Below are 24,017 nucleotides of genomic sequence, written 5' to 3'. Positions count from 1 at the left end.
AGAACTGTGAAAGGGGAAATGTGATATGCAAGAACAGATTTTCGTACACGGCTACTTCGGAAGAAATAAGGGGATCCTTACAGGATTTGTTATTTTTTCAATCATGAGTGGAACCTCTTACATGCTCTGGTCATTTTTATTTGAACAGGCCAGTGGATTTGCAGGAGGAACGGCAGACACCTCCATCCAGCAATTATGTCTGTCTGCAGGATTGTGTCTGCTGTATTTTGTGGTCAGTCAACAGCTGATGTTTTATTTTCAGAGAAGGTTGTTAAAACAGATCAATACACAATTGAAACAGGATGTATTTCATGCGCTGATGAAAAAAGGTGTGGCAAAGTTTACGGAGAAAAACAGCGCGGTATATCTGTCTGTGTTAAACAATGACGTAACAAATCTGGAGAACAACTATTTTGCGAAGATTCCGGAGATTTTACAAAATGGATTTGTATTTCTGACTTGTGCGGGTGTACTCTGCTATTATGACGTCAGGATCGTGTGTCTGGTGATTTTGACGGCATTACTCCCGGTGGCGGTTCCATTTTTAATCGGAGAGAAATTGTCACAGAAGACCAAAGCATTATATGAAGAACTTGAGAATTACAATCGGAAGCTGAAAGACTGGATGGGTGGTTTTGAAGTGATTCATAGTTTTCAGGTTGAGGACGAAGTGAAAAAACGGTTTGCGAAAAGTGTGGAAGATGTGGAGAAACGGCGTTATGAGGGAAGACGATATCAGAATCCATACGGAATATTGACGTTATTGCTGACGTATCTGATCTTGAGTATACAGCTAGTTGTCTCAGCGTATCTGGTATTTATCGGAAGTATTTCAGAGCGGATGCTGCTGAGTATTTTTTATTTGATCTCCAGTGTCAACAATCCCATCCGGGAGATTGCATATCTGCTTTTGGATGTCAAGGCAGCAATTCCAAATGCAAGAAAGGTGGAGACGCTTTTCAAGGAAAGACCGGAAGAATCGAAGAAAACAGGGGAATCGGTAAAATCAGTCATGCCGTTGGAGTTGAAAGAGGTACGATTTGGCTACACGAAAGCAAAAGAGGTCTTACATGGGGTGAATATGTGCTTTGAGAAAGGGAAAAAGTATGCCATTGTGGGAAGCAGCGGATGCGGAAAATCAACGTTGTTGAAGCTGCTGGCGAACTATTATAAAGACTACGAGGGAGAAATTCTCATAGGAGAACAGGAACTTCGGATGATAGAAAGAAAAAGTCTAAGTCGGAAAATAGCCATGATCCATCAGAATGTGTTTTTGTTTGAAGATACATTGCGGGCAAACATTACGATGTTTCAGGAATATCCGGATGAAGAAATCAAAGCTGCAGTAAAAAAGGCAGGACTTGAGAAAATCGTAGAAGACAATCCATTGGGGACAGAGCAGATGGTTTGCGAAAATGGCAATAATTTTTCCGGTGGGGAAAAACAGCGGATCGCGATTGCAAGGGCAATTTTAACCAGGGCAGAAGTGTTATTGCTGGATGAGGCAACGTCCAGTCTGGATGCAGAACTTTCCATGCAGATCGAGCAGTTGATCTTAAGTCAAAAAGAGACCACCATATTGAATGTAACACATCGATTTCATGAGTCGATTTTGAGACAGTATGACTGCATTTTGACCATGCATCAGGGAAAGATTGTGGAGATGGGGACATTTGAAGAGTTGATGAAGAAAAAGCAATTTTTCTATAGCCTCTATACCGTGAATCATTAGCAGGGGAGGACATTATGATACAGAAAACAGGTTCGATTCATGTTTATTTTCAAAGAAATAAGGGGCATCTGGCAGGTGTGATCTTATGTTCCATTCTGGCGGGAATGGGGGAAACGATGTGGGCATTTGTGTTTCAGAAAATTGGAGAATTGCCGGGAGATATGACAAAGGCAGCGATTTTGAGACTGGCAGGGATTCTTTTGTTTACTGTTTTTTATTATGCAGTCAGTCAGAATGCCTGCGCTTACTTTCGGAGGACATTTCTGAAGCGGATCAATATACAGCTGAAGAGGGATGTGTTCGATGCAGTGCTGGATCAGGATATGATCCAGTTTACAAGCAACAACAGTGGGATGTATCTCTCAATACTGAATAATGATGTAACAAATTTGGAGAATAACTATTTTGCGAAGATTCCGGAGATTATTCAGCGGAGCTTTGTTTTTCTTGGCTGTCTGGCAGTACTTTGCTCTTACGATGGCCGGGTGGCAGGTATGGTTCTGCTGACAGTGTGGATACCGGTTGCAGTACCGTTTTTATTTGGAAATGTGATTTCCGAAGCTGAGGGAATGTTTTACCGGAACTTAGAACAGTATACAGGGAAACTGAAAGATTTCTTTGGAGGATTTGAAGTGATTCAATGTTTTCAAATTGGAAAAGAAACGGAAGAGTTGTTTGGAAGTTGTGTAAAGGATGTGGAAGAGTCTCGTTATCACTCTCGATTCTGTGAAAGCAGCGGTGAAGTGTTTGCTCTCTCATTGACATATGGGACGTTGTTTTTTCAGATTTTATTCTGTGCCTGGACGGCTGCAAAAGGAAAAGTATCTGCAAATGCAATGCTGAGTATTTTATACTTACTTTCCAGTATCAACAATCCGGTGCAGAATGCAGTACAGGCGTTTCTTTCTGTGAAATCAGCCGGACCAAATGTGGAAAAAGTGGAGAAATTATTGGCAAAACCTAAAAAAAGAACCCATCCGTCTGTTGACCGGAAGTGAAGAATAAGAAACAAAATATCCGCAAATCCGTATAATGTCGGAATTTGTCTAAAATAAACAGGTTTCCATGATTTGATTGTCGAAAAAAGAAAAATAAATTGTGTAAAAGTGATAAAAAATATAAAGTTATACTTATTAAAATGACTTGATTTACAAAGAAAAAAGTTTTTATTAAAAAAACTAAGGTGAAATAGCAATAATTATAAAATCCAAGCCAACTTCCGAATAGAAAAATATAGGCAAATGAGCTATCATAAAGTTATCAAATCGACAGGGAGGATATAAGATGAAAAAGAAAGTGGTTAGAAAACTGATGGCACTCGCACTTGTTTCCGCCATGGCAACTTCTATGCTGGCCGGATGCGGATCAGGTGATGATTCAGGCAAGGATTCAGGAAAAGATGCTGACAAAGGCTCAGAAGAGACAGTCCTGAAAGTTGCTGCGTTCGAAGGTGGTAACGGAACTCAGATCTGGGAAGATATCGCGAAAGCATTTGAAGAGTCTCATGATGGAGTAAAAGTAGAACTTGAGATGTCTCCTGAACTGGACAAAGACCTGACAAAAGCAATTCAGAATGGAGATGTACCGGACGTTGTATATTACAACCTGGGACAGCCAAGTGGATTCACAGAGACAATGCTGAAGGAAGAAGCGATTGCGGATATCTCTGATGTATTCGATGACGAACTGAAAGACAAGATGCTGGATGGTATCCTGGATGGTACAGATGCACAGCCATACGGAGACGGAAAGATCTATCTGGCACCGATTTTCTACACACCGACAGGATTCTGGTACAATGCGACATTGGTAGGTGAAGGAAAACAGTACGAGATCCCGACAACATGGGATGAGTTCTTCGCACTTGGCGAGCAGGCTAAGAAAGACGGACATGCACTCTTTACATTCCCTACAACAGGATACTTTGATGCTACAATCTATGCAATGCTCGCACAGGCAGGCGGACTTGATTTCTACAATGATGCATTAAAATATGATGCAAATACATGGACATCTGATGAAGGAAAGAAAGTTCTTGATACAGTTGCAAAACTTGTAGGAAAAGACTATACACAGGAAGATACAGTTTCCAATGCAAACGCTGACGGTGGATTCAAGATCAATCAGCAGAACGTAATCGATGGAAAAGCATTATTTATGCCAAACGGAAACTGGGTAATCGGTGAGATGGCAGCTTCTACTCCGGCAGATTACGAATGGGGTATGATGGGTGTTCCGAAATGGAGCGAAGATGAATCACAGTCTGTATACACATTTACAGAGCAGATGTGGGTACCTGCTGATGCACCGAACATGGATCTTGCAAAAGAATTTGTGAAATTCATGTATTCTGACGAAGTAGTTGATATCTGTCTGAACAACAAGACAACAGACAAAGAGTCCGGAAAAGAATCTGATACACCAGTAGTAGTTCCTGTAAAAGGAGCAGCAGACAAGCTTCCAGACGGTGTTACAAAAGACTGTTATGCAGCAGCAACAGCAGATGACGTTGTAGCTGTTACAGGTAAATGGGCAACAACAGCTCCGATCGAAGGACTGGATATGGCAAAAGCTGTTTACGGACCGGTCGAGTCTATCAACACAGGCGATATGACAGTTGATGAATGGCAGAAACAGTTAGTAGAGACTTGGGAAAAATGCGCAGACGCATTAGAGAAATAAGAGAGTGATATTCGGCTGACATGAAACGGTGAGTTATGATAACTCACCGTTTTTAAAAGACAGCAGTATGGAGGAGGAAATCTATGAACAGGGAGAAAGCGCAGAGAAGATTTATATTCATTTGTCTGGCGCCTGCTGTAATTCTGGCAACGATCTTTATATTTATTCCGACGATCAATGTCTTCCGTATGTCCTTGTACCGCATGGGTGGAATTACAAATAAGAAGAGTTTTGTGGGATTCAGCAACTTTGTAAAACTGATGGATGATAAGAACTTTCTGGAAGCGATGCAGAACTCGATTCTTATTATTGTGATGGTAATGATCTGTACGATCGTTCTTGCAGTTTTATTTGCGGCGTTACTTTCAAGGGGGAACTTTAGAGGCAAGAATTTCTTCAGAATTATTTTCTACATACCAAACATTTTGAGTATTGTTGTTATTGCAGGTATTTTCGGTGCAATCTACAATCCGAGTACAGGACTGCTCAATACATTTTTGGATGCGATTCATCTGAGTGGATTAAAGCATCAGTGGATGGGAGATCCGAGTATTGTTATTTATTCTGTGATCTTTGCACTGGTATGGCAGGCAATCGGATATTATATGGTCATGTATATGTCCAGTATGGCAGCAATTCCGGAAGATCTCTATGAAGCCGCATCACTGGATGGAGCAACAGAGATTCAGATTTTCTTCCAGGTGACTTTGCCGTTGATCTGGAGCAATATCCGTACTACATTGACATTCTATATCATCAGTACGATCAACTTAAGTTTCCTGTTTGTTCAGATCATGACAGACGGAGGCCCGAACGGAAAGACAGAAGTTTTCCTGAACTATATGTACAAGCAGGCATATGGAGCAGGTGTATACGGATACGGTATGGCGATCGGAGTTGTTGTATTCCTCTTCTCGTTCATACTGGCAGCAGTTGTAAACAAGATTACAGACAGAGAAGTCTTAGAATTCTAGAAAGGAGCGAAGTAGAGATATGCATGAGAAAAAACACAGAATTCCTACACATGTACTTTACAAGATTTTTATCTATGTAGCTCTGATCGCTCTGGCTATTTCGATCATTGTACCGGTTGCATGGGTATTTATGGCGAGTTTGAAGAAGAATGCAGAATTCATTGGAGCGGATGTAAATCCATGGGCACTTCCAAAACAGTTTTACTATCAGAACTTTGTAGTAGCATTTCAGGATGCAAGAATGGGAGATTTCTTCCTGAACTCTTTCATTGTGACAGCGCTGGCTCTTGCACTTCTTCTGATCCTGGCTCTTCCGGCATCTTATGTGCTGGCACGCTTTAAGTTCAGAGGAAAGAAGTTCTTCAATGGTGCGTTCATGGCAGGATTGTTTATCAATGTCAATTACATTGTAGTACCGATCTTTTTGATGCTGAGTTCCTGGAACAAGGCTCTGCATGTAGATTTCTTCCTGGATAACCGGTTTATCCTGGCACTGATCTACGCATCCTGTAACCTGCCGTTTACGATTTATCTGCTGAGCGGATATTTCCAGACACTTCCGAAAGGATTTGAAGAAGCAGCTTATATGGATGGATGCGGATACTTTAAGACGATGGTTAAGATCATGATTCCGATGGCAAAACCAAGTATTCTGACAGTGATTATGTTCAACTTCCTGACATTCTGGAATGAATATATTATCGCATATACATTGATGGATGAAAACGGAACACTGGCAATGGGACTGAAGAATCTGATGGCAGTCGAGAGAACAGCAACCAACTACGGTATCATGTATGCAGGTCTTGTGATCGTTATGATTCCGGTACTGGTTCTGTATATCTGTGTACAGAAGAGACTGACAGAAGGTATGACACTTGGTGGACTCAAAGGATAGGAGGAGACAAAAATGCAAGAAAAGATTCGAACTTTGATCATGGCTGTTGTTTTTGTTGTCTGCCTCGCCCTGATCATGATAGGACAGAAAAATATCGGCGTGCCGGGACTGATTATGGAACTGGCAGGACTGGTAGGCTTGCTGACACTCTTGTTTATTTACAACAATAAATATAAATAGCAGGTTTGAAAAAGTGAAACAGGCATGGAAGATCTGGCAAAAGCCAGTCTTTCGTGCCTGTTTTGTATAGCAGAAAGTACATGTGGATGCTTGACAATTATCTTTGGATATTGGACAATAGAAGAGAATTGGAAAAAGAAAGAGATACGAGGAGAGAGATCATGAGAATTGGAATTGGAAATGACCATTCAGCATTGGAATTAAAAGCAGAAATCATCGAATTTCTGAAAGAAAAAGGACATGAAGTCGTAGATTTCGGAACGGATTCATCTGAAAGCTGTGACTATCCGAAGTATGGGGAAGCAGTAGGCCGTGCAGTTGTTGCAAAAGAAGTGGACTGTGGAATCTTGATTTGCGGTACAGGACTGGGAATATCTCTTGCAGCAAACAAGGTCAAAGGAGTGCGTGCAGCAGTTTGCAGCGAGCCGTTTACAGCGAAGATGTCCAGAGCACACAATAACTGTAATGTGCTTGCATTTGGCGCAAGAGTGGTAGGTGCAGAGCTCGCGAAAATGATCGTAGATGTATGGCTGAACACGGAGTTTGAAGGCGGACGCCACCAGAGACGTGTGGATATGATCATGGAGATCGAAGAGAGATAACGTGTAACATATCAAATAAAATGTGAAAAGGATGACGACTACATGGACTGATGCAGATGTCATCCTTTTTTGCTACAGAGTTAACGTACCTGTGCAAGAATGTCTTCCAGTACGTCCTCCACAGAATCTGTCACATAGGTAGAATAGTAAGAAATTCCAGGAGCTGCGTTGGACATGGCATAGCTGGTGCCGACAAGCTGCAGCATTTCAATGTCATTGTACTGATCTCCGAATGCAACACATTCTTCCGGTTTTACATGGAATAAATCCATCAAGTTCTGAAGGGCGGTTCCTTTGTTGCTTCCTGGAGCGATAAAATCGATCCAGATATTTCCAGAAGTGACCACTTTGATCTCAGAGCCAAACAGATCCTGAAGGTGTTTCAAATATTTATCGACAATATGAGTGCTGTCAGACATGTTGCAGATGGCGATTTTTAGGATCGGTCCGTCTACTTTCGTGATATCATCCACGATCTGAGTTGTATTGTGCATTACATTGACGATGTGGTTGACAAATTCCGGAACATTGTTTTCGATAAAGCAGGTATCTTCTCTGGAAACTACGATTTCGAAATGATTCTGTTTTTTGATTTCCTTTAAAATCCTGGCTGCCAGATCATCGTTGATCGTAGCACGGGAAATGACTTTTCCCTGATGCATGCAGATTGAGCCATTCTCTGCGATAAATGAAATACGGTCCTTTAAAGGTGCAAAGACACGTTTTTGATTATCATACTGTCTTCCGCTGGCAGATACAAAATGAATTCCGGCATCGCACAGTCTGGAAATCAGATCAATCGCCCGCGGAGTGAGCGCCTGGGCGCCGTTTTGTAAAAGAGTTCCATCCAGATCACTTGCAATTAATTTTATCATCATTTCCTCCCATTATGAATGATTGTACGTTATCTATTGTACAGGAAAAACAGAAGAAAGAAAACAGTTGTATTTTAAAATCAAAAAGAATATAATAAGAGCGTCAGTGCGGTGACGTACTGAAAGGCAGTGACACAAGAGGTCAAAATAAAGAATAAGAGGGAGACATATGGGTAAATATTTTGGAACTGATGGATTCAGAGGAGAGGCAAATGTTGTTTTAACAGTAGAACATGCTTTCAAAGTAGGTCGTTATCTGGGATGGTATTTTGGCAGAGAGAAGAAAGCCAGAATCGTGATCGGAAAAGATACAAGACGAAGCAGTTATATGTTTGAATATGCACTGGCATCAGGACTGACAGCTTCCGGAGCAGATGCATACCTCTTACATGTAACAACAACACCGAGTGTGTCCTATGTGGTAAGAACAGAAGATTTTGACTGCGGAATTATGATTTCTGCGAGCCACAATCCGTTTTATGACAATGGAATCAAGGTGATCAACGGACAGGGGCATAAGATTGAAGCAGAAGTAGAGGAGCAGATTGAAGCGTATATTGACGGAAAAACAGAAGAGCTTCCACTTGCGGTTGGGGAACACATTGGAAGAACAGTTGATTATGCGGCAGGAAGAAATCGTTACATCGGACATCTGATCTCACTGGCAACACGTTCCTTTAAAGATATGAAGATTGGTCTGGACTGTGCCAATGGAAGCTCATCCAGCATTGCAAAAAGTGTGTATGATGCACTCGGAGCAAAGACATATGTGATCAGCAATGAGCCGGATGGTGTAAATATCAATACAAATTGCGGATCGACACATATTGAAAAGCTGCAGGCATTTGTAAAAGAGAATAATCTGGACGTAGGATTTGCCTATGACGGAGATGCAGATCGCTGTATTGCCGTGGATGAGAATGGAAATGTCGTAGACGGAGATCTGATCTTATACGTATGCGGAAAATACCTGATGGAACAGGGACGACTTGCAGGAAATACGATAGTTACAACTGTAATGTCCAATCTGGGGCTTTACAAGGCTTGTGATAAAGTCGGCATGAAATATGAGCAGACAGCAGTCGGTGATAAATATGTGTATGAAAACATGATGAACAACGGATTTGTTCTTGGCGGAGAGCAGTCCGGACATATTATTTTCAGCAAACACGCAAGAACCGGAGACGGAATCCTGACTTCTCTGATGCTGATGGAAGTCATTATGGAGAAGAAACAGTCACTTGGAAAGCTGTGCTCTGAAGTGAAGATTTATCCGCAGCTTCTTCAGAATGTCCGTGTGACAGACAAAAAGACAGCGTTGGAAAATGAAGCCGTACAGAATGCGATCAAAGCAGCGGCAGAAGCACTTGGAAGTGACGGAAGAATTCTGGTAAGAGAAAGTGGAACAGAGCCTGTGATCCGCGTTATGGTGGAAGCGGCAACAGATGAGATATGCACAGAGTATGTGAATCAGGTTGTCAATGTAATGAAAGAACAGGGACTTGTTCAGGAATAAAAATAAAAAAGCAGAATCTTGTACCAAATATGGCGCAAGATTCTGCTTTTTTATTGGATTTCAATCTCGTGTTCGGGTATGGTCTCATCTTCTTCACAAGTTCCGTAAATCTCATAGTTTCCGTAAACTTTTCCGTGAATTTTGCCGATACATTCCAGCTGATCCTGTTCATTGACTACGATATCGGGATCGATCACATTGAGAGAACGAAGCCTGCGGATGCTGCCTTCCTCGGAGAGGATCCGGATATAGTAGATGCCGTTGAACCAGAAAAGTCCGATTTCATTGTGTGAGGCATTGATACGCTGCAGTGCCAGAATATCATTTTTTTGAAATACCGGCTGATAGCGGTCGATCAGAACCTGAAAGCAGAAATCGCTGTCTTTGGGAACATGCTTTCTGCGCACCCGGATCGTCTGAGTGGTATCCTGAAAAAGAAAGCCGGAATGTACTTTGCGGATGCCGGGGCGGTAAAACGGAAGATTGATATATTCGCTCTGGTTCATGCGTTTATATTCTTCGTCAATGATCAGGCGGACCAGACTTTTGCCGTTTTCAGAGAGTTCGCGGTATTTTAAAATAGATTCTTTTTCTTCGGGGCTGAGAACTTTTCGGTAGAGTCGTTGAATCGTGCTGTTTGAAAGATAATTCCAGTATAGATAATTGGCATCAACATCCAGTGCGTTCATGAGTGCGACCAAAATATCGGGTTTTGGATAGCTGACACCGTTTTCATAGTTTGCGATTGCTGATGGGGTTACCTGAATCTTGTTAGCAAGTTCTCCACGGGAAAGATTCAGTTCTGTGCGACGATGACGTATTTGATTTCCGATTTTCATACAGACATCCTCCTATTTCGATTTATAGCAACAAGTATAGTGCAAGAATCATATAAAGTCAACAAAATGTTACAAGAAACTTGTTGACTTTTACAGGGATATGGCGTAGACTGGAGATACATTGTGGTGGTGCGGGCAAGAAACGAGAGGGTTAGAAAAATGAGAGACAAGACAATCGATGTACTTCTTCAAATGGGGGTACCAGCCAGCATAAAAGGATTTACGTATATCTGTGATGCGATAGAATTATTTGATACGGATCCTTATTATCCTGACGGAAAAATCTGCTCTTTATATTTTGAGATTGCCCGCCTGCACGAAACGACGGCCTCCAGAGTAGAAAGAGCAATACGGCATGCATTTGAAGTGGCTTTGACCAAAGGGGAACGGGATATAGTAGAACTGTATCTGGATTGTGAACATACACAAAATTCCAATCTGCTCAAAACACTGTATTTCAGAATGCAGCAGGAGGAGCATAAGAGGGAAAAGGATTCCATATGCAGCTCCAGTACCTGTGAGATGAAGGCCCAGATTTATCAGGAAGTGATGGACTTGTTCTCGGTAGAGTTCGAACATTTTTTGGAGAAAATGCTGAGTATGTCAGAAAGGCATTATTGATTGCACCTTTGTATCAGAATCTGCATATTCTATTACAGAACGGACAGGAAAGGAAATCAATAGAATATGCCATATTCAATCATGCTGGATGCCGGACACGGAGGAAGAGATCCGGGAGCAGTTTATAAAGAGCGGAAAGAAAAGGATGATACCCTTCGTCTGACGCTGGCGGTGGGAGAGATTTTGGAGGCTCATGGCCTGGATGTGCAGTACACCCGTACGACAGATGTGTATGAATCTCCTTATCAGAAGGCAATGGAAGCAAACAATGCAGGAGTAGACTTTTTTGTTTCTATTCATAGAAATTCGTTTCCTTCAGACAATGCAGTATCAGGGGTAGAGAGTCTTGTATATGACAAATCAGGGATTAAGCTTAAGATGGCAGAAAACATCAACGAACAGCTGGAAGATATCGGATTTGTGAATCTTGGGGTAAAGGCAAGACCGAACCTGGTTGTCTTAAAGAGAACGAAAATGCCGGCAGTGCTGGTGGAGGTTGGATTCATCAATTCAGATGTAGACAACAAATTGTTTGACGAAAATTTTGAAGAAATCGCACAGGCGATCGCTTATGGAATTCTGGATACACTGGAGTCGAATCATGAGGTAGAATCTCCGGGATATGAAGTACAGGTTGGTGCATACCGAAACGAAAGATATGCACAGAACCTGCTGGAAGAACTGTTAGAACAGGATTTTCCTGCTTATATTGTGGAAGGAGATCGCCTCTACCGTGTAAGAGTGGGGAATTATATTACACTGGAAGATGCGGCAAGGATGGAGCAGATGCTCAAAAGAGCCGGATATCCGACTGTGATCGTCAGCACCTGAAAACAGCAGGCCTAAAACAGCTGATCGATGAGTTCGGCAGTTACATGGTGGTACATCTTATCACCGACTTTCATATTAGGACCTTGTCCGCATTGTTTAAAACATTTTTGAGTACGCAGAAGGTAAGTGCCGTCAGAAGTTACCTCTCCCTGTCGGATCTGAAGCTTTTGCTCCAGTTTTCTTAAAAGCAGGGCAGATTGTTTGCTGCTGCAGGTGCTTCCCGTACACAAAATAATTTCTTTTTGATAAGTCTGGCTGGAAAGACTCGGATAAAGCCGGATGAGAGTATCGATCAGGGCAGGCTTTACCTGCATGATCGATGCAATCTGTTCTTTGGCATCATTGGGGATACAGCCAAAGATATCCTGGGTCTCCCGTAAAAATTCCACCAGGATCGCCTGGTCGGAAGGTGTGTTTAAACTTGCGTAATAAGCAGCTGCTTCCTGAAATTCAGGGCAGAAATCAGATAAATCTTTCATCGTATACATCCTTTCTGTTGTGATGGAAATTACATTGGGGAAAAAGGACGACTGGTTTTGGAATGATTGTTCAAAACCAGTCGTCCTTTGTAGTATTAAAATCAGTTGTCGTTTTCCTCGAGTCCGGAATCTGCTTTTGGAGGCAGATACACATGAACAGTTTCGATACGGTTTTTGTCCAGTTTTTCGACTACAAGGCGAATCTGATCTTCAGTCGTGATATGATCTCCAACTTCCGGAAGTCTGTCCAGATGCTCAATGATAAATCCTCCGAGAGAGTCATAATCTTCAGATTCCAGTTCTGTTCCGAGATTGTCATTGAGGTCATCCAGATTCATAGAACCTTCTACAATATATTCCTGATCATTGACTTTCTGGATCAGCTCTTCTTCTGCTTCATCGTATTCATCGCGGATCTCACCTACAATCTCCTCCAGAACATCTTCCAGAGTAATGATACCCGCAGTCTCTCCATACTCGTCCAGTACAATGGCAATATTGAACTTGGCATCGCGCATTTCAACCAGAAGCTCAGAAATATTCTTATATTCATAGGTGAAGTAAGCTTCTCTCAAAATGTTGCGTACCTGAAAGTTTGCTTTATCTTCAAACAGAAGCAGATCTTTCATATTGATGGTACCGATGACGTTGTCGGTCGTATCTTCGTATACCGGAAGTCTCGTAAACTTATATTCTTTGAAAATCTCAATGAGTTCGCGGTAGCTGCTGTTCACATCGGCAAATGCAACGTGGACACGCGGAACCATGACTTCTTTTGCTTTTACGTCTCCGAGATCAAACACGTTGTAGATCATCTCTTTTTCTTCAGATTCGATGACGCCGTCCTCATGGCTGACATCCACGATCGTTCGAAGTTCGTCTTCTGTCATCGCATTATTTCTGGCATTTGGATCTACACGAAGCAGAAACATAAAGCCTCTGGAAAATAAATCGATCAAAAAGATGATCGGAGTCATAATAAACATGAAAAAGCGTATAATCGGAATATAAGCAAGAGAAATCTTCTCTGCATGTATCGTGGCAAAATTCTTCGGGGTGATCTCACCGAATACCAGAATCGCAACCGTCAGGATCGCAGTTGCAATACTTACCATATAACCGCCGAATGAATAAGCCAGTGTTGCTGATAAGGAAGATGCGGAAATATTGACGATATTATTACCGATCAGAATGGCACTCAGCATTTTGGAAGTATGCTTTTCGGTTGTATCCAGCACCAAAGCTGCACGCCGGTTGCCGTCATCTGCAAGAGAACGCAGTCGGATTTTGTTGACTGTCATCAGTGCAGTTTCTGCAGATGAAAAGAATGCCGATAGTAATAATAAGATAACAAGAATTATAAATTGGAAAGTATCACTCGAGTCCAATTGTGTTGTTCACTCCTTTTGTTAAAAATGTTCCCTCTATTGATATACAGGTATTTATTACTATACATCATTTTGCCGGATTTTGCAAGCAATGGGGAGGGAGGAATGTGCGAATGTACGCTTTACTTTGCGGGAAGGTTGTTGTATGATGGTGAAAGAAAAAACAAGAACAGAAATGGAGATGAGCACAGGGTGTATAAACAATTATGTAAGATTTCAGGGGAAGAGAATGTATTGAGAGATGAGCCGATGAAGAAGCATACGACATTTCGTATCGGAGGTCCGGCGGATTATTTTGTGACAGTGCAGTCAAAGGATGAGATAAGAGAGATTCTGCTTCTTTGTAAGAGAGAACAGATTCCATATTATATATTAGGAAATGGAAGCAATCTTCTGGTAGGAGATAAAGGATATCGGGGAGTTGTGATCCAGATCTGCAAACGGATGAATGAGATCCGGACAGAGGAAAATAAGATCTATGCGCAGGCGGGAGCCCTGTTGTCAAAGATTGCAGCACAGGCACTTTCAAACAGTCTGACCGGATTTGAGTTTGCATCCGGGATACCGGGAACTCTTGGCGGAGCAGTGATGATGAACGCCGGGGCGTATGGCGGAGAGATGAAGCATGTACTGGAAAGTGCGGATGTACTGACTCCGGAAGGAGAATTTTTGACCTTATCTCTGGAAGAACTGGAACTGGGTTACAGAACAAGTGTTGTGGCGACAAAAGGGTATACAGTTCTGGGCGCAACGATCGCACTCGAAAAAGGCAATCCTGAGGAAATCAAAGCGTATATGGATGACCTGAAGGAGCGCAGAATCACAAAGCAGCCACTGGAGTATGCCAGTGCGGGAAGTACATTTAAGAGACCGGAAGGCTATTTTGCGGGCAAGCTTATTCAGGACAGCGGACTGAAAGGCTATTCGGTTGGGGATGCCCAGATTTCCGAGAAGCATTCAGGATTTGTGATCAACCGCGGTAATGCGTCTGCAAAGGATGTTCTGTCGTTGATCGAGCACGTACAGGAGACCGTGAAAGAGAAGTTTGGAGTACATCTGGAGACAGAAGTGAAACGGATAGGAGAATTTTAAATTATGAGGTTTGTCATTGTTACAGGAATGTCGGGGGCTGGAAAATCTACAGCGCTGAAGATGTTGGAGGATATGGGATACTTTTGTGTGGACAATCTTCCGGTGCCGCTTTTGCCTAAATTTGCAGAGATGATCGCCATGCCGGATTCCAAGCTGAATCAGGCGGCAGTGGGAATCGATATCAGAGGCGGACAGGCATTTCGGGGGTTAGAGGGATACTTAAAAGAACTGGATGAAAGCGGGATCCATTATGAAATCTTGTTTCTGGATGCCGGAAATGATGTCCTTTTGAAGCGTTATAAAGAAACAAGAAGACAGCATCCTCTGGGAGGCGCGGGACATATTGACAGAGGAATTGCCAAAGAGCGGGAGGAAATCGCATTTTTAAAGATTCGCGCGACGTTTATTCTGGATACGAGCAAAATGCTGACAAGAGAGCTTCGCGTGGAACTGGAAAAGATTTTTGTAAAGGGCAAGGATTTTAAAAATCTGTATATCACGGTAATGTCCTTTGGATTTAAGTATGGTATTCCACAGGATGCGGATCTTGTATTTGATGTCCGGTTTCTTCCGAATCCCTATTATATAGAAGAATTACGCGCAAAGACCGGCAATGAGGCAGAGGTCAGAGATTATGTGATGAAGAGTGATAAGGCGCAGGAATTTTTCAGACAATTGAGCCAGATGATGGATTTTCTGATTCCGAATTATATTCTGGAAGGGAAGAACCAGCTTGTTGTTGCAGTCGGGTGTACAGGCGGAAAACACCGTTCTGTTACACTTGCCAACGCATTGTATCAGTACCTGGAAGTACGGGAGAATTACGGGGTTCGCATTGAACACAGAGATATTGAGAAGGATGCCATCAGAAAGGGAAAATAGCAGGTATACACGATGTCATTTTCAGGAAAAGTAAAAGAAGAGCTTTCGCAGCAGTGGAGCAGCGCAAGACACTGTCAGATTGCAGAAATTGCAGCCTTGATCGGGATGTGCGGGGCAGTGACGATCAACAGTTTTAATCAGTACGGAGTAAAAATCAATACGGAAAATCTGGCTGTTGCAAGAAAAGTCTTTACATTGATTCGAAAAACATTTAATATAGAAGCTGATATCTCTATCCGAAGGAATATAGAGAAACAAAGTGCGGTCTATTCTGTGATGATAGTCCGGCATGAAGATGCACTGCGTGTCCTTCAGGCAGCAAAGCTTTTGGAGGAGCACAGAGGTGGATTCGAAGAGTTTCATATTGTCAGTCCCCTTATTGTACAGCAGCCATGCTGTCGTCGTGCGTTTTTGCGGGGAGCCTTCCTTGGGGCTGGTTCCATGAGTGATCCGAATAAATCCTATCATTTTGAGATTGTGTGCGATTCGGATGTGATGGCAAAGCAGATTCAGAGACTGATGTGTGATTTTTCCATGGATGCGAAGATCGTACGAAGGAAAAAGTCATACGTAGTGTATTTAAAAGAGGGCGATCAGATAGCAGATATTTTAAATATTATGGAGGCGCATGTTTCTCTGATGGAACTGGAGAATATCAGAATCTTAAAGGATATGCGCAATACAGTGAACCGTAAGGTGAATTGTGAAACTGCCAATATTAACAAGACCGTCTCTGCAGCTGTAAAGCAGTTGGAAGATATTACGTATCTCAGGGATAACATGGGGCTTGAAAAACTGGCAGAGGGACTAAGAGAAGTGGCATATGCACGTCTTTCACATCCGGATGCAACATTAAAAGAGTTAGGGGAACTCTTATCGCCGCCTGTCGGCAAATCCGGGGTAAATCACAGATTAAGAAAATTAAGTGATCTGGCAGAAAAGGAAAGGCAAAACAAGGAGGATTATTATGATTGAAACACCGGTTATTGTAGGGCATGAAGATGGAATTGAAGGCAGACCGATTGCTTTGTTGGTACAGGAGGCAAGCCAGTACGCCAGCAAAGTCTACATTCAGGTGGACAACAAAAAGATCAATGCAAAAAGTATTATGGGAATGATGAGTCTTGCTCTTCAGGAAGGTGATGAAGTGACAGTTGTTGCGGAAGGCGAAGATGAAGAAAAGGCTGCAGAAGGAATTAAGACTTTTTTGAAAAAGACAAAATAGATGATGTAGTAAAGGGGGCTGTGCGTAGGCACAGCCCTTTCAAGAATAGAAAGACGGGAGAGAGCAATATGAAAAAGATGCTGTTCATATACAATCCGAATGCGGGAACAGGGGTATTAAAACCAAAGTTATCAGATGTATTGGATATTTTTGTAAAAGCCGGATATGAGGTGACCGTATATCCGACGCAGTGTTATCATGATGCCATGGCAAAGGCAGAATCTTATACCGAAAGCTATGATGTGGTTGTGTGCAGCGGAGGAGACGGGACTCTGGATGAGGTTGTGACTGCAATGGCGAGACGTAAAGACCCGGTCCCGATCGGATATATTCCCACGGGAACGACCAATGATTTTGCAAACAGCCTGCACATTTCGAAGGATCTGCTGGAAGCCGCAGATACGGCGGCAAACGGGGTTCCTTTCCCGTGTGACGTAGGAGTGTTCAATGACGATTATTTTGTATATATAGCCGCATTTGGTCTGTTTACAGATGTTTCTTATGAGACAAAACAGAGTGTGAAAAATGTTTTGGGTCATCTGGCCTATGTGCTGGAGGGAACAAAACGTCTGTTTAATATTCCGTCTTATCATATTAAGATTACACATGACGGAGAGACAATAGAGGATGATTTTGTATTCGGAATGGTGACAAATTCACGTTCTGTCGGAGGATTCAAGGGGATTGTCGGAAAAGAGGTCATCTTTGATGACGGAGAATTTGAAGTGACACTGATCAAGACTCCGAAAAATCCAATCGAGCTGAATGAGATCGTGGCCTCTCTTTTAATCAAGCAGATTGATTCTGCTCATATGTATTCCTTTAAAGCCAAAGAAGTGAAGTTCGAATCGATTGAGGAGATTCCCTGGACGCTGGATGGAGAGTTTGGCGGAGAACATGACTGTGTCGATATCCGTAACTGGAAGCAGGGGATGCGGATTATGGTAAAATCCCAGATGATCCAGCAGTTGTCTGTGAAAGGAAGAATCGAGAATACACAGATTCTGGAAGAAGTAGGGCTGGAAACGGAAGAAATTTCAGAAAAATAGAAAAAAATAAAAAAAATTCAAAAAAGGGGTTGCAATTCCTATGGAGCTATGCTAATATATAACTCGGTCATCACTGAAGCAGTGATGAGGACATGGCTCCATGGTCAAGCGGTTAAGACGCTAGCCTCTCACGCTGGAATCAGGGGTTCGATTCCCCTTGGAGTCACTTTTGAAAGGGTATCCGCAGAAGAGTTCTGCGGATATTTTTTTGCCTAAAAGCCTTTGTTTTCAAGGAATTTGAAGCCTTAAAAATTTTCTTGGTGCTTGGTGGATGTATGAAATTGTGATTGAATTTTTGATTACACTTGATTACACTTTAGCAAGCTGAAGCTTTTTCGATTAAATTAGCCTTTTCTACTTCCGTGTTGCGGTCAAAGCAGTAGTTTCCTAAAGTTGTTCGTTCATCTGCATGACCGACCATTTCATGAACGGTATTCAAGTTTATTTTTCTATATAATCGTTTGATTGTCTTTTTGTCTTCCAGTGGGAAACTGTGTTGTACAAAAAGCTTTTTAAAGAAACCATGTCTATGCGCAGGGTATCAAGTAGGGTATCAAGCGTAAAATCAAAACAAATTTAACCTGCAAATAATTTGCCCAAAAGCCTTAGTTCACAAAGAATTCAAAGTAGTATACCCATCCGAGTATCCTGTAATTCATGCCTGCGGCAGGCGAACTCCGTCCGATAAGGAATGAAAAAACAGTAACTCCTTTTAAGGGAATTACTGCCTCATATAAGTTATTGATGTAATCTGTTTAATTTTTCTAACAACATTTTCTTGTTTGTAAGATATTCTACTATAGCATAAAGAATACCAATCAAGAAGAAACATTGAGATAATGTATATGCATATTCATAATGGAATATTTCAAATAGTATAAAACTTAACATCCCAATTAAACAAAGATTATACTCCGTTTGAAAATTATATGCCAGAATAAAATGGATTATCGGCATGAACATATTCAACAGATGATATCAGAGGCGCGGAAGCTTTTTAAACAGGAAAGACAGGAGTGTAAATGAGAGGTTCCTGTCTTGTTAAAAAAATCACAGAATCTGCCAAAGAAATTGTGTATATTCTTTGTTTTATTGTAATAATTACAGATTGTCTTTTAATGGCAGATAAGATATAATGAAAGCCATAGAGTGAAACCTATAGTATGCGCTGCCACAGACGGCTGTGCGCAAAGAATTGGAGGAGAAAATATGTTAGTATCAGCAACAGAAATGCTTCAGAAAGCAAAAGCAGGTCATTATGCAGTAGGACAGTTCAACATCAACAACCTGGAGTGGACAAAAGCAATCCTGACAGTAGCAGAGGAATGCAAATCACCGGTTATCCTGGGAGTATCTGAAGGTGCAGGAAAATATATGACAGGATACAAGACTGTAGTAGGTATGGTAGAGGGAATGTTAGAAGAGATGAACATCACAGTTCCGGTTGCTCTTCACCTGGATCACGGCAGCTACGAAGGATGTATGAAATGTGTAGAAGCAGGATTTTCTTCTATCATGTTTGATGGATCTCACTATCCGATCGAAGAAAACATTGCAAAGACAAAAGAACTGGTAGCAGTTGTAAAAGAGCACGGAATGTCTCTGGAAGCTGAAGTTGGTTCTATCGGTGGAGAAGAAGACGGAGTTGTAGGAAAAGGTGAATGTGCAGATCCACAGGAATGTAAGATGATCGCTGATCTTGGTATCAATTTCCTTGCAGCAGGAATCGGTAACATCCACGGAAAATATCCAGAGAACTGGGAAGGACTCAGCTTCGAGACTCTGGATGCAATCCAGCAGCTGACAGGAGATATGCCACTGGTTCTTCACGGTGGTACAGGTATTCCGGAAGACATGATCAAAAAAGCGATCAGCCTCGGAGTTGCTAAGATCAATGTAAATACAGAGTGCCAGCTTGCGTTCGCAGATGCAACACGCAAATATATCGAAGCTGGAAAAGACCTGGAAGGAAAGGGATTCGACCCACGTAAATTATTAAAACCAGGCGCAGATGCAATCATGGCAACTGTAAAAGAAAAAATGGAGCTGTTTGGCTCTGTTGGAAAAGCAGAAGCGTAAGTAATAAGTATTTGTTAGAAATTTTAACTTGCCTTTTTGCGGTGATTGAGGTATACTAAGCCTCGTAGATGAGAACAAAGGCGTTCCAAGCTTGCTTGGAATGCCTTTTTTAGAAAATGCGTTTACAAAAGTGAAATGAAGGAAGGTAGTTTTATGAGCACAGAATTATTCAATGTAGCGGATATTTTTGGGGAAAATGTTTTCAATGACACAGTGATGCAGGAGCGTCTCCCGAAAAAGGTGTACAAGAAGCTGAAACAGACGATCGAAGAAGGAACAGAACTGGATATAGAGACAGCAGACGTCATTGCACATGAGATGAAAGAATGGGCAATCGAAAAAGGGGCGACACATTATACACACTGGTTTTTGCCGTTGACAGGTGTGACAGCGGAAAAGCATGACTCTTTTATTTCAGCTCCACTTCCAAGCGGAAAAGTGCTGATGAGTTTCTCAGGAAAAGAGCTGATCAAAGGAGAACCAGATGCATCTTCTTTCCCGTCAGGCGGACTTCGGGCTACCTTTGAGGCGAGAGGATATACAGCATGGGATTGTACTTCTCCGGCGTTTGTAAGACAGGACGCAGCAGGAGCTACACTTTGTATTCCGACCGCTTTCTGTTCTTATACAGGAGAAGCACTGGATCAGAAGACTCCACTGCTTCGTTCCATGCAGGCATTGAATGTACAGGCGCTCAGACTTCTGCGTTTGTTTGGAAATACAACTTCAAAGAAAGTGACTCCATCCGTTGGGGCAGAGCAGGAGTATTTCCTTGTAGATGCAGAAAAATTCCTTCAGAGAAAAGACTTAATATATACAGGACGTACGTTGTTTGGTGCGATGCCTCCGAAAGGACAGGAGCTGGACGACCACTATTTCGGAACAATCCGCCAGAGAATCGCTGCTTTTATGCGTGATGTGAACATTGAACTCTGGAAAGTAGGGGTTTCTTCCAAGACACAGCACAATGAGGTGGCACCGGCTCAGCATGAACTGGCACCGATTTATGCAGAAGCGAATATTGCGGTAGATCACAACCAGATTGTAATGCAGACATTAAAGCGGATCGCATGCGAGCACGGAATGAAATGTCTCCTTCATGAAAAACCATTTGCAGGCGTCAACGGTTCCGGAAAGCACGACAACTGGTCGATCATTACAGATGATGGAATCAATATGCTGGATCCGGGAACAACACCACATGAGAATATTCAGTTCTTGCTTGTTTTGACTTGCATTCTGAAGGCGGTTAACAAGCATGCGGATCTTCTGAGAGAATCGGCAGCAGATCCTGGAAATGATCACAGACTGGGAGCAAACGAAGCACCTCCTGCAATTATTTCCGTATTCCTTGGAGAACAGTTGGAAGATGTGATCGATCAGCTGATCAGTACAGGGGAAGCAACACACAGTCTGGAAGGCGGAAAGCTGGAGACTGGTGTAAGAACACTTCCAGAACTGACAAAGGATGCGACAGACAGAAACAGAACATCACCGTTTGCGTTTACAGGAAATAAATTTGAATTCCGTATGGTAGGTTCCAGAGATTCCATCGCATCTGCCAACATTGTTCTGAATACGATCGTGGCAGAGGCATTTGCAGAGGCTTGCGAAGTTCTGGAGAAAGCAGATGATTTCCAGCTTGCAGTTCATGATCTGATCAAAGAATATGCAATGGAGAATCAGAGAATCATTTTCAATGGAGACGGTTACTCTGAAGCCTGGGTGAAGGAAGCAGAAAGACGCGGACTTCCGAACATCAAATCTATGGTGGAAGCAATTCCGGCAATGGTGACAGAGAAAGCAGTGACATTGTTTGAGAGATTTGGAGTATTTACAAAAGCAGAGCTGGAATCCCGTGCAGAAATCCAGTACGAGAGTTATGCAAAAGCGATTAACATCGAAGCCCGTACGATGATCGATATGGCAAGAAAACAGTTTATCCCTGCAGTGATCAAATATACAAAAACGCTCGCAGATACAGTACTTGCGGTAAAGGAAGCAGGTGTGGATGCAAGTGTACAGGCAGAGACACTTGAGGAGATCACAGTACTCTTGAAAGAGGCAAGAGCAGCTCTGGCACGTCTGGAAGAGGTGACAGCACAGGCAGCTGCCAAAGAAGAAGGACCGGTACAGGCAAATTTCTACCACGATGAAGTGTGCCCGGCAATGGAGAATCTGAGAAGACCGATCGACAAACTGGAAATGATCGTGGACAAAGAGGCATGGCCGATGCCTTCTTACGGAGATCTGATCTTCGAAGTTTAATCAATCAAAGAAATGAAGAAAAAACCGGATGCGATTTGAACGAGAATCGTGTCCGGATTTTTGTAATGGGAGGGAATAAAAAGTATGAAGACAGCAGCAGAATTGAGACAGCTTGTGACAAGGATCGATCACAGGAGTTATCCTGCCTATAAAGACACAAAGGGAATGTATCAGTTTCCGGGCTATCTGCTATCTATTGACCATGTACAGGGAGATCCGTTTGCATCTCCATCCAGGGTCAGTATTCAGGTGAAAGGAAAGATTGCAGGATTTCCGGAGCAGTTATATCAGACAAAATGGCAGAAAACAGCATTGGAGGATGCGCTGATCCGGCAGTTCGGACAGTGTTGTGAGAAATTTGGATTCAAGGCAAAGGGATCCGGGAAGAGCGGGATGATCTCTATCAGCCGGTGCGGTCAGGAAGTGCTGGAGAGAAGTGCGGCGCAGATCGATGAAAAAACAGGAGATATCCACATTCGTCTGGAAGTGGGATTTCCGGCAAACGGAAGGACGATCAATGCAAGAGAATGGATCCGGATCTTTTTTGAGTTTCTTCCGGAGTGTGTCGAAAAGGCACTCTACTATAAAAACTGTGATGCGAAGAGACTGCAGAAGATCAGTGATCTGGCAGAGGACCAGCAGGCACTTCGAGACATACTGCCAAAGCTGGGATTGTGTGCTTTTGTTGCAAACGGATCTATTCTGCCGCGAGAGTCAGGCGTTTCCGCCCGTCCGATGAAAAGCGCAGTTTGTTTCCGGTCTCCAGAGGAGATGGAAGTGGAAATTACGCTGCCGCACAGAGGTGTGATAAGAGGAATGGGAATCCGAAAAGGGATCACGCTGATCGTGGGAGGCGGATACCATGGGAAGTCCACTCTTTTGAAGGCGTTGGAGTTTGGCGTGTACAATCATATTGCAGGTGATGGAAGAGAATATGTGATCACTGATTCCACAGCAGTCAAGCTTCGCGCAGAAGACGGAAGAAGTATCAAAAAAACGGACATTTCCATGTTTATCAATGATCTGCCAAATGGAAAAGATACCACTCATTTTTATACAGAGGATGCCAGCGGAAGTACGTCTCAGGCTGCAAACGTTGTGGAAGCAATGGAAGCGAAAGCAGGTGTCATGCTGATCGATGAGGATACCAGCGCGACAAACTTCATGATCCGGGATGAACTGATGCAGAGGGTAATCCACCGGGATATGGAGCCGATCACGCCGTTTATCGAACGCATCCGGGAGTTATATGAAGAAGAGGGGATTTCCACTGTGATCGTGGCGGGAAGCTCCGGAGCTTATTTTCATATCGCGGACTGCATCGTGCAGATGGATCGGTACATGCCGAAGGATATCACGCAGACGGCGAAAAAAGAAGCAGAACAGTTTCCTCAGTTGAGCGGACCGAAAGAGAAAGCGAAAAAGCCTGCTTTTGCAAGAAAACCACAGCAGGGACGGGAGTGGAAAGGAAATGACCGCATCAAAATGAAGACCTTGGGGAAAGAAGCGATTTCCATCAATCGGGAGACGATCGATCTGCGTTATGTGGAGCAGATCACAGACAGCGAACAGGTAACTGCTCTCGGATATTGTGTAAAATATGCGCAGCGCCATTTACTGGATGGAACACGTACCTTGCAGGAAGTCGTGGCAATGCTGGAAGAGAAGATTGAGAAGGAGTCGCTTGCCGCACTTTGTGAAAGCACCTCTTCTGTTGCCAGCCTGGCCCGTCCGAGAACGCAGGAGATCTTCGCATGTTTTGACCGGTATCGGGGATTAAAATTATAGATACAGGGGGAATAGAA

The 24,017-nt window shown here is 42.8% G+C and carries 22 protein-coding genes and 1 tRNA gene; 19 read left to right on the top strand and 4 right to left on the bottom strand.

Translation table 11 applies throughout. The features are described 5' to 3' along the window. Positions 1 to 25: 25 nt before the first annotated feature. The 7 genes from FXV78_RS03430 (at position 26) to rpiB (ending at position 7,068) form a co-directional block, all read left to right on the top strand. Entirely contained in the window at positions 26 to 1,732 is a 1,707-nt protein-coding gene (locus tag FXV78_RS03430; RefSeq protein WP_004842448.1) for an ABC transporter ATP-binding protein, read from the top strand. Positions 1,733 to 1,746: 14 nt separating this feature from the next. After that, entirely contained in the window at positions 1,747 to 2,730 is a 984-nt protein-coding gene (locus FXV78_RS03425; protein WP_004842449.1) for an ABC transporter transmembrane domain-containing protein, read from the top strand. 286 nt (positions 2,731 to 3,016) lie between these two features. Continuing rightward, positions 3,017 to 4,414 (top strand): carbohydrate ABC transporter substrate-binding protein, encoded by a 1,398-nt coding sequence (locus tag FXV78_RS03420; RefSeq protein WP_004842451.1) that lies wholly within the window; start codon positions 3,017 to 3,019, stop codon positions 4,412 to 4,414. An 83-nt stretch (positions 4,415 to 4,497) separates the two neighbouring features. Beyond that, the gene (locus FXV78_RS03415) at positions 4,498 to 5,388 is read left to right on the top strand and encodes a carbohydrate ABC transporter permease (RefSeq protein WP_004842452.1); all 891 of its coding nucleotides are present in this window, start codon (positions 4,498 to 4,500) and stop codon (positions 5,386 to 5,388) included. A 19-nt stretch (positions 5,389 to 5,407) separates the two neighbouring features. Further along, a complete protein-coding gene (locus tag FXV78_RS03410) occupies positions 5,408 to 6,286 on the top strand; it encodes a carbohydrate ABC transporter permease (protein ID WP_004842454.1) in 879 nt (292 codons plus the stop codon). Between the two features lie 12 nt (positions 6,287 to 6,298). Continuing rightward, entirely contained in the window at positions 6,299 to 6,466 is a 168-nt protein-coding gene (locus FXV78_RS17800; protein WP_004842455.1) for a DUF6903 family protein, read from the top strand. 161 nt (positions 6,467 to 6,627) lie between these two features. Beyond that, the gene (gene rpiB / locus FXV78_RS03405) at positions 6,628 to 7,068 is read left to right on the top strand and encodes a ribose 5-phosphate isomerase B (protein ID WP_009245146.1); all 441 of its coding nucleotides are present in this window, start codon (positions 6,628 to 6,630) and stop codon (positions 7,066 to 7,068) included. Between the two features lie 80 nt (positions 7,069 to 7,148). Here the strand turns inward: rpiB and FXV78_RS03400 are convergent, their stop codons facing one another. Then, positions 7,149 to 7,943, bottom strand: coding sequence for an HAD family hydrolase (locus FXV78_RS03400; RefSeq protein WP_039959603.1), 795 nt, complete (start codon positions 7,941 to 7,943; stop codon positions 7,149 to 7,151). Between the two features lie 169 nt (positions 7,944 to 8,112). Here FXV78_RS03400 and glmM point away from each other — a divergent pair, with 169 nt between their 5' ends. Beyond that, positions 8,113 to 9,459: a phosphoglucosamine mutase gene (gene glmM, locus FXV78_RS03395; protein ID WP_004842462.1), complete on the top strand. Its 1,347-nt coding sequence runs from the start codon at positions 8,113 to 8,115 to the stop codon at positions 9,457 to 9,459. Between the two features lie 50 nt (positions 9,460 to 9,509). Here glmM and FXV78_RS03390 read toward each other — a convergent pair whose 3' ends face one another. Further along, positions 9,510 to 10,298, bottom strand: coding sequence for a helix-turn-helix domain-containing protein (locus FXV78_RS03390; RefSeq protein WP_004842464.1), 789 nt, complete (start codon positions 10,296 to 10,298; stop codon positions 9,510 to 9,512). Between the two features lie 159 nt (positions 10,299 to 10,457). Here FXV78_RS03390 and FXV78_RS03385 point away from each other — a divergent pair, with 159 nt between their 5' ends. Both FXV78_RS03385 and FXV78_RS03380 read left to right on the top strand, forming a co-directional pair. Continuing rightward, positions 10,458 to 10,919, top strand: coding sequence for a sporulation initiation factor Spo0A C-terminal domain-containing protein (locus tag FXV78_RS03385; protein ID WP_004842465.1), 462 nt, complete (start codon positions 10,458 to 10,460; stop codon positions 10,917 to 10,919). Positions 10,920 to 10,985: 66 nt separating this feature from the next. Then, positions 10,986 to 11,750 carry an N-acetylmuramoyl-L-alanine amidase gene (locus FXV78_RS03380; protein WP_009245142.1) on the top strand — a complete coding sequence of 255 codons (765 nt, stop codon included), beginning with the start codon at positions 10,986 to 10,988 and terminating at the stop codon, positions 11,748 to 11,750. Positions 11,751 to 11,761: 11 nt separating this feature from the next. On the opposite strand, the gene FXV78_RS03375 is transcribed toward FXV78_RS03380, so the two are convergent. Next, the gene (locus tag FXV78_RS03375; protein ID WP_009245141.1) at positions 11,762 to 12,229 is read right to left on the bottom strand and encodes an NADH-quinone oxidoreductase subunit NuoE family protein; all 468 of its coding nucleotides are present in this window, start codon (positions 12,227 to 12,229) and stop codon (positions 11,762 to 11,764) included. Positions 12,230 to 12,330: 101 nt separating this feature from the next. Beyond that, entirely contained in the window at positions 12,331 to 13,617 is a 1,287-nt protein-coding gene (locus tag FXV78_RS03370) for an HlyC/CorC family transporter (RefSeq protein ID WP_009245140.1), read from the bottom strand. A gap of 249 nt (positions 13,618 to 13,866) precedes the next feature. Here FXV78_RS03370 and murB point away from each other — a divergent pair, with 249 nt between their 5' ends. The 9 genes from murB (at position 13,867) to FXV78_RS03325 (ending at position 24,000) form a co-directional block, all read left to right on the top strand. Further along, positions 13,867 to 14,709 carry a UDP-N-acetylmuramate dehydrogenase gene (gene murB, locus FXV78_RS03365; RefSeq protein ID WP_233447404.1) on the top strand — a complete coding sequence of 281 codons (843 nt, stop codon included), beginning with the start codon at positions 13,867 to 13,869 and terminating at the stop codon, positions 14,707 to 14,709. 3 nt (positions 14,710 to 14,712) lie between these two features. Then, positions 14,713 to 15,591 carry an RNase adapter RapZ gene (gene rapZ, locus FXV78_RS03360; RefSeq protein ID WP_004842474.1) on the top strand — a complete coding sequence of 293 codons (879 nt, stop codon included), beginning with the start codon at positions 14,713 to 14,715 and terminating at the stop codon, positions 15,589 to 15,591. A 12-nt stretch (positions 15,592 to 15,603) separates the two neighbouring features. Then, a complete protein-coding gene (gene whiA, locus FXV78_RS03355) occupies positions 15,604 to 16,566 on the top strand; it encodes a DNA-binding protein WhiA (protein ID WP_004842475.1) in 963 nt (320 codons plus the stop codon). Further along, positions 16,559 to 16,816 (top strand): HPr family phosphocarrier protein, encoded by a 258-nt coding sequence (locus FXV78_RS03350; RefSeq protein ID WP_004842477.1) that lies wholly within the window; start codon positions 16,559 to 16,561, stop codon positions 16,814 to 16,816. Before whiA ends, FXV78_RS03350 begins: the two co-directional genes overlap by 8 nt. Before the next feature lie 68 nt (positions 16,817 to 16,884). Beyond that, positions 16,885 to 17,865, top strand: a complete 981-nt coding sequence (locus tag FXV78_RS03345; protein WP_004842479.1) for a diacylglycerol/lipid kinase family protein — start codon at positions 16,885 to 16,887, stop codon at positions 17,863 to 17,865. Positions 17,866 to 17,959: 94 nt separating this feature from the next. Continuing rightward, a tRNA-Glu gene (locus FXV78_RS03340) sits at positions 17,960 to 18,031 on the top strand. A gap of 1,043 nt (positions 18,032 to 19,074) precedes the next feature. Continuing rightward, positions 19,075 to 19,944 carry a class II fructose-1,6-bisphosphate aldolase gene (gene fba / locus FXV78_RS03335; protein WP_009245138.1) on the top strand — a complete coding sequence of 290 codons (870 nt, stop codon included), beginning with the start codon at positions 19,075 to 19,077 and terminating at the stop codon, positions 19,942 to 19,944. Positions 19,945 to 20,097: 153 nt separating this feature from the next. Continuing rightward, complete coding sequence (locus FXV78_RS03330; protein ID WP_022037621.1) at positions 20,098 to 22,212, top strand: glutamine synthetase III family protein; 2,115 nt, start codon at positions 20,098 to 20,100, stop codon at positions 22,210 to 22,212. 84 nt (positions 22,213 to 22,296) lie between these two features. Next, positions 22,297 to 24,000 carry an ABC-ATPase domain-containing protein gene (locus tag FXV78_RS03325; protein ID WP_004842492.1) on the top strand — a complete coding sequence of 568 codons (1,704 nt, stop codon included), beginning with the start codon at positions 22,297 to 22,299 and terminating at the stop codon, positions 23,998 to 24,000. Positions 24,001 to 24,017 lie beyond the last annotated feature (17 nt).

Origin of the sequence: Mediterraneibacter gnavus ATCC 29149, assembly GCF_008121495.1 — a bacterium.
Classification (GTDB): domain Bacteria; phylum Bacillota; class Clostridia; order Lachnospirales; family Lachnospiraceae; genus Mediterraneibacter; species Mediterraneibacter gnavus.
Note: the sequence above shows the minus strand (reverse complement) of the source record. Positions and strands in the feature narration are given on the sequence as shown.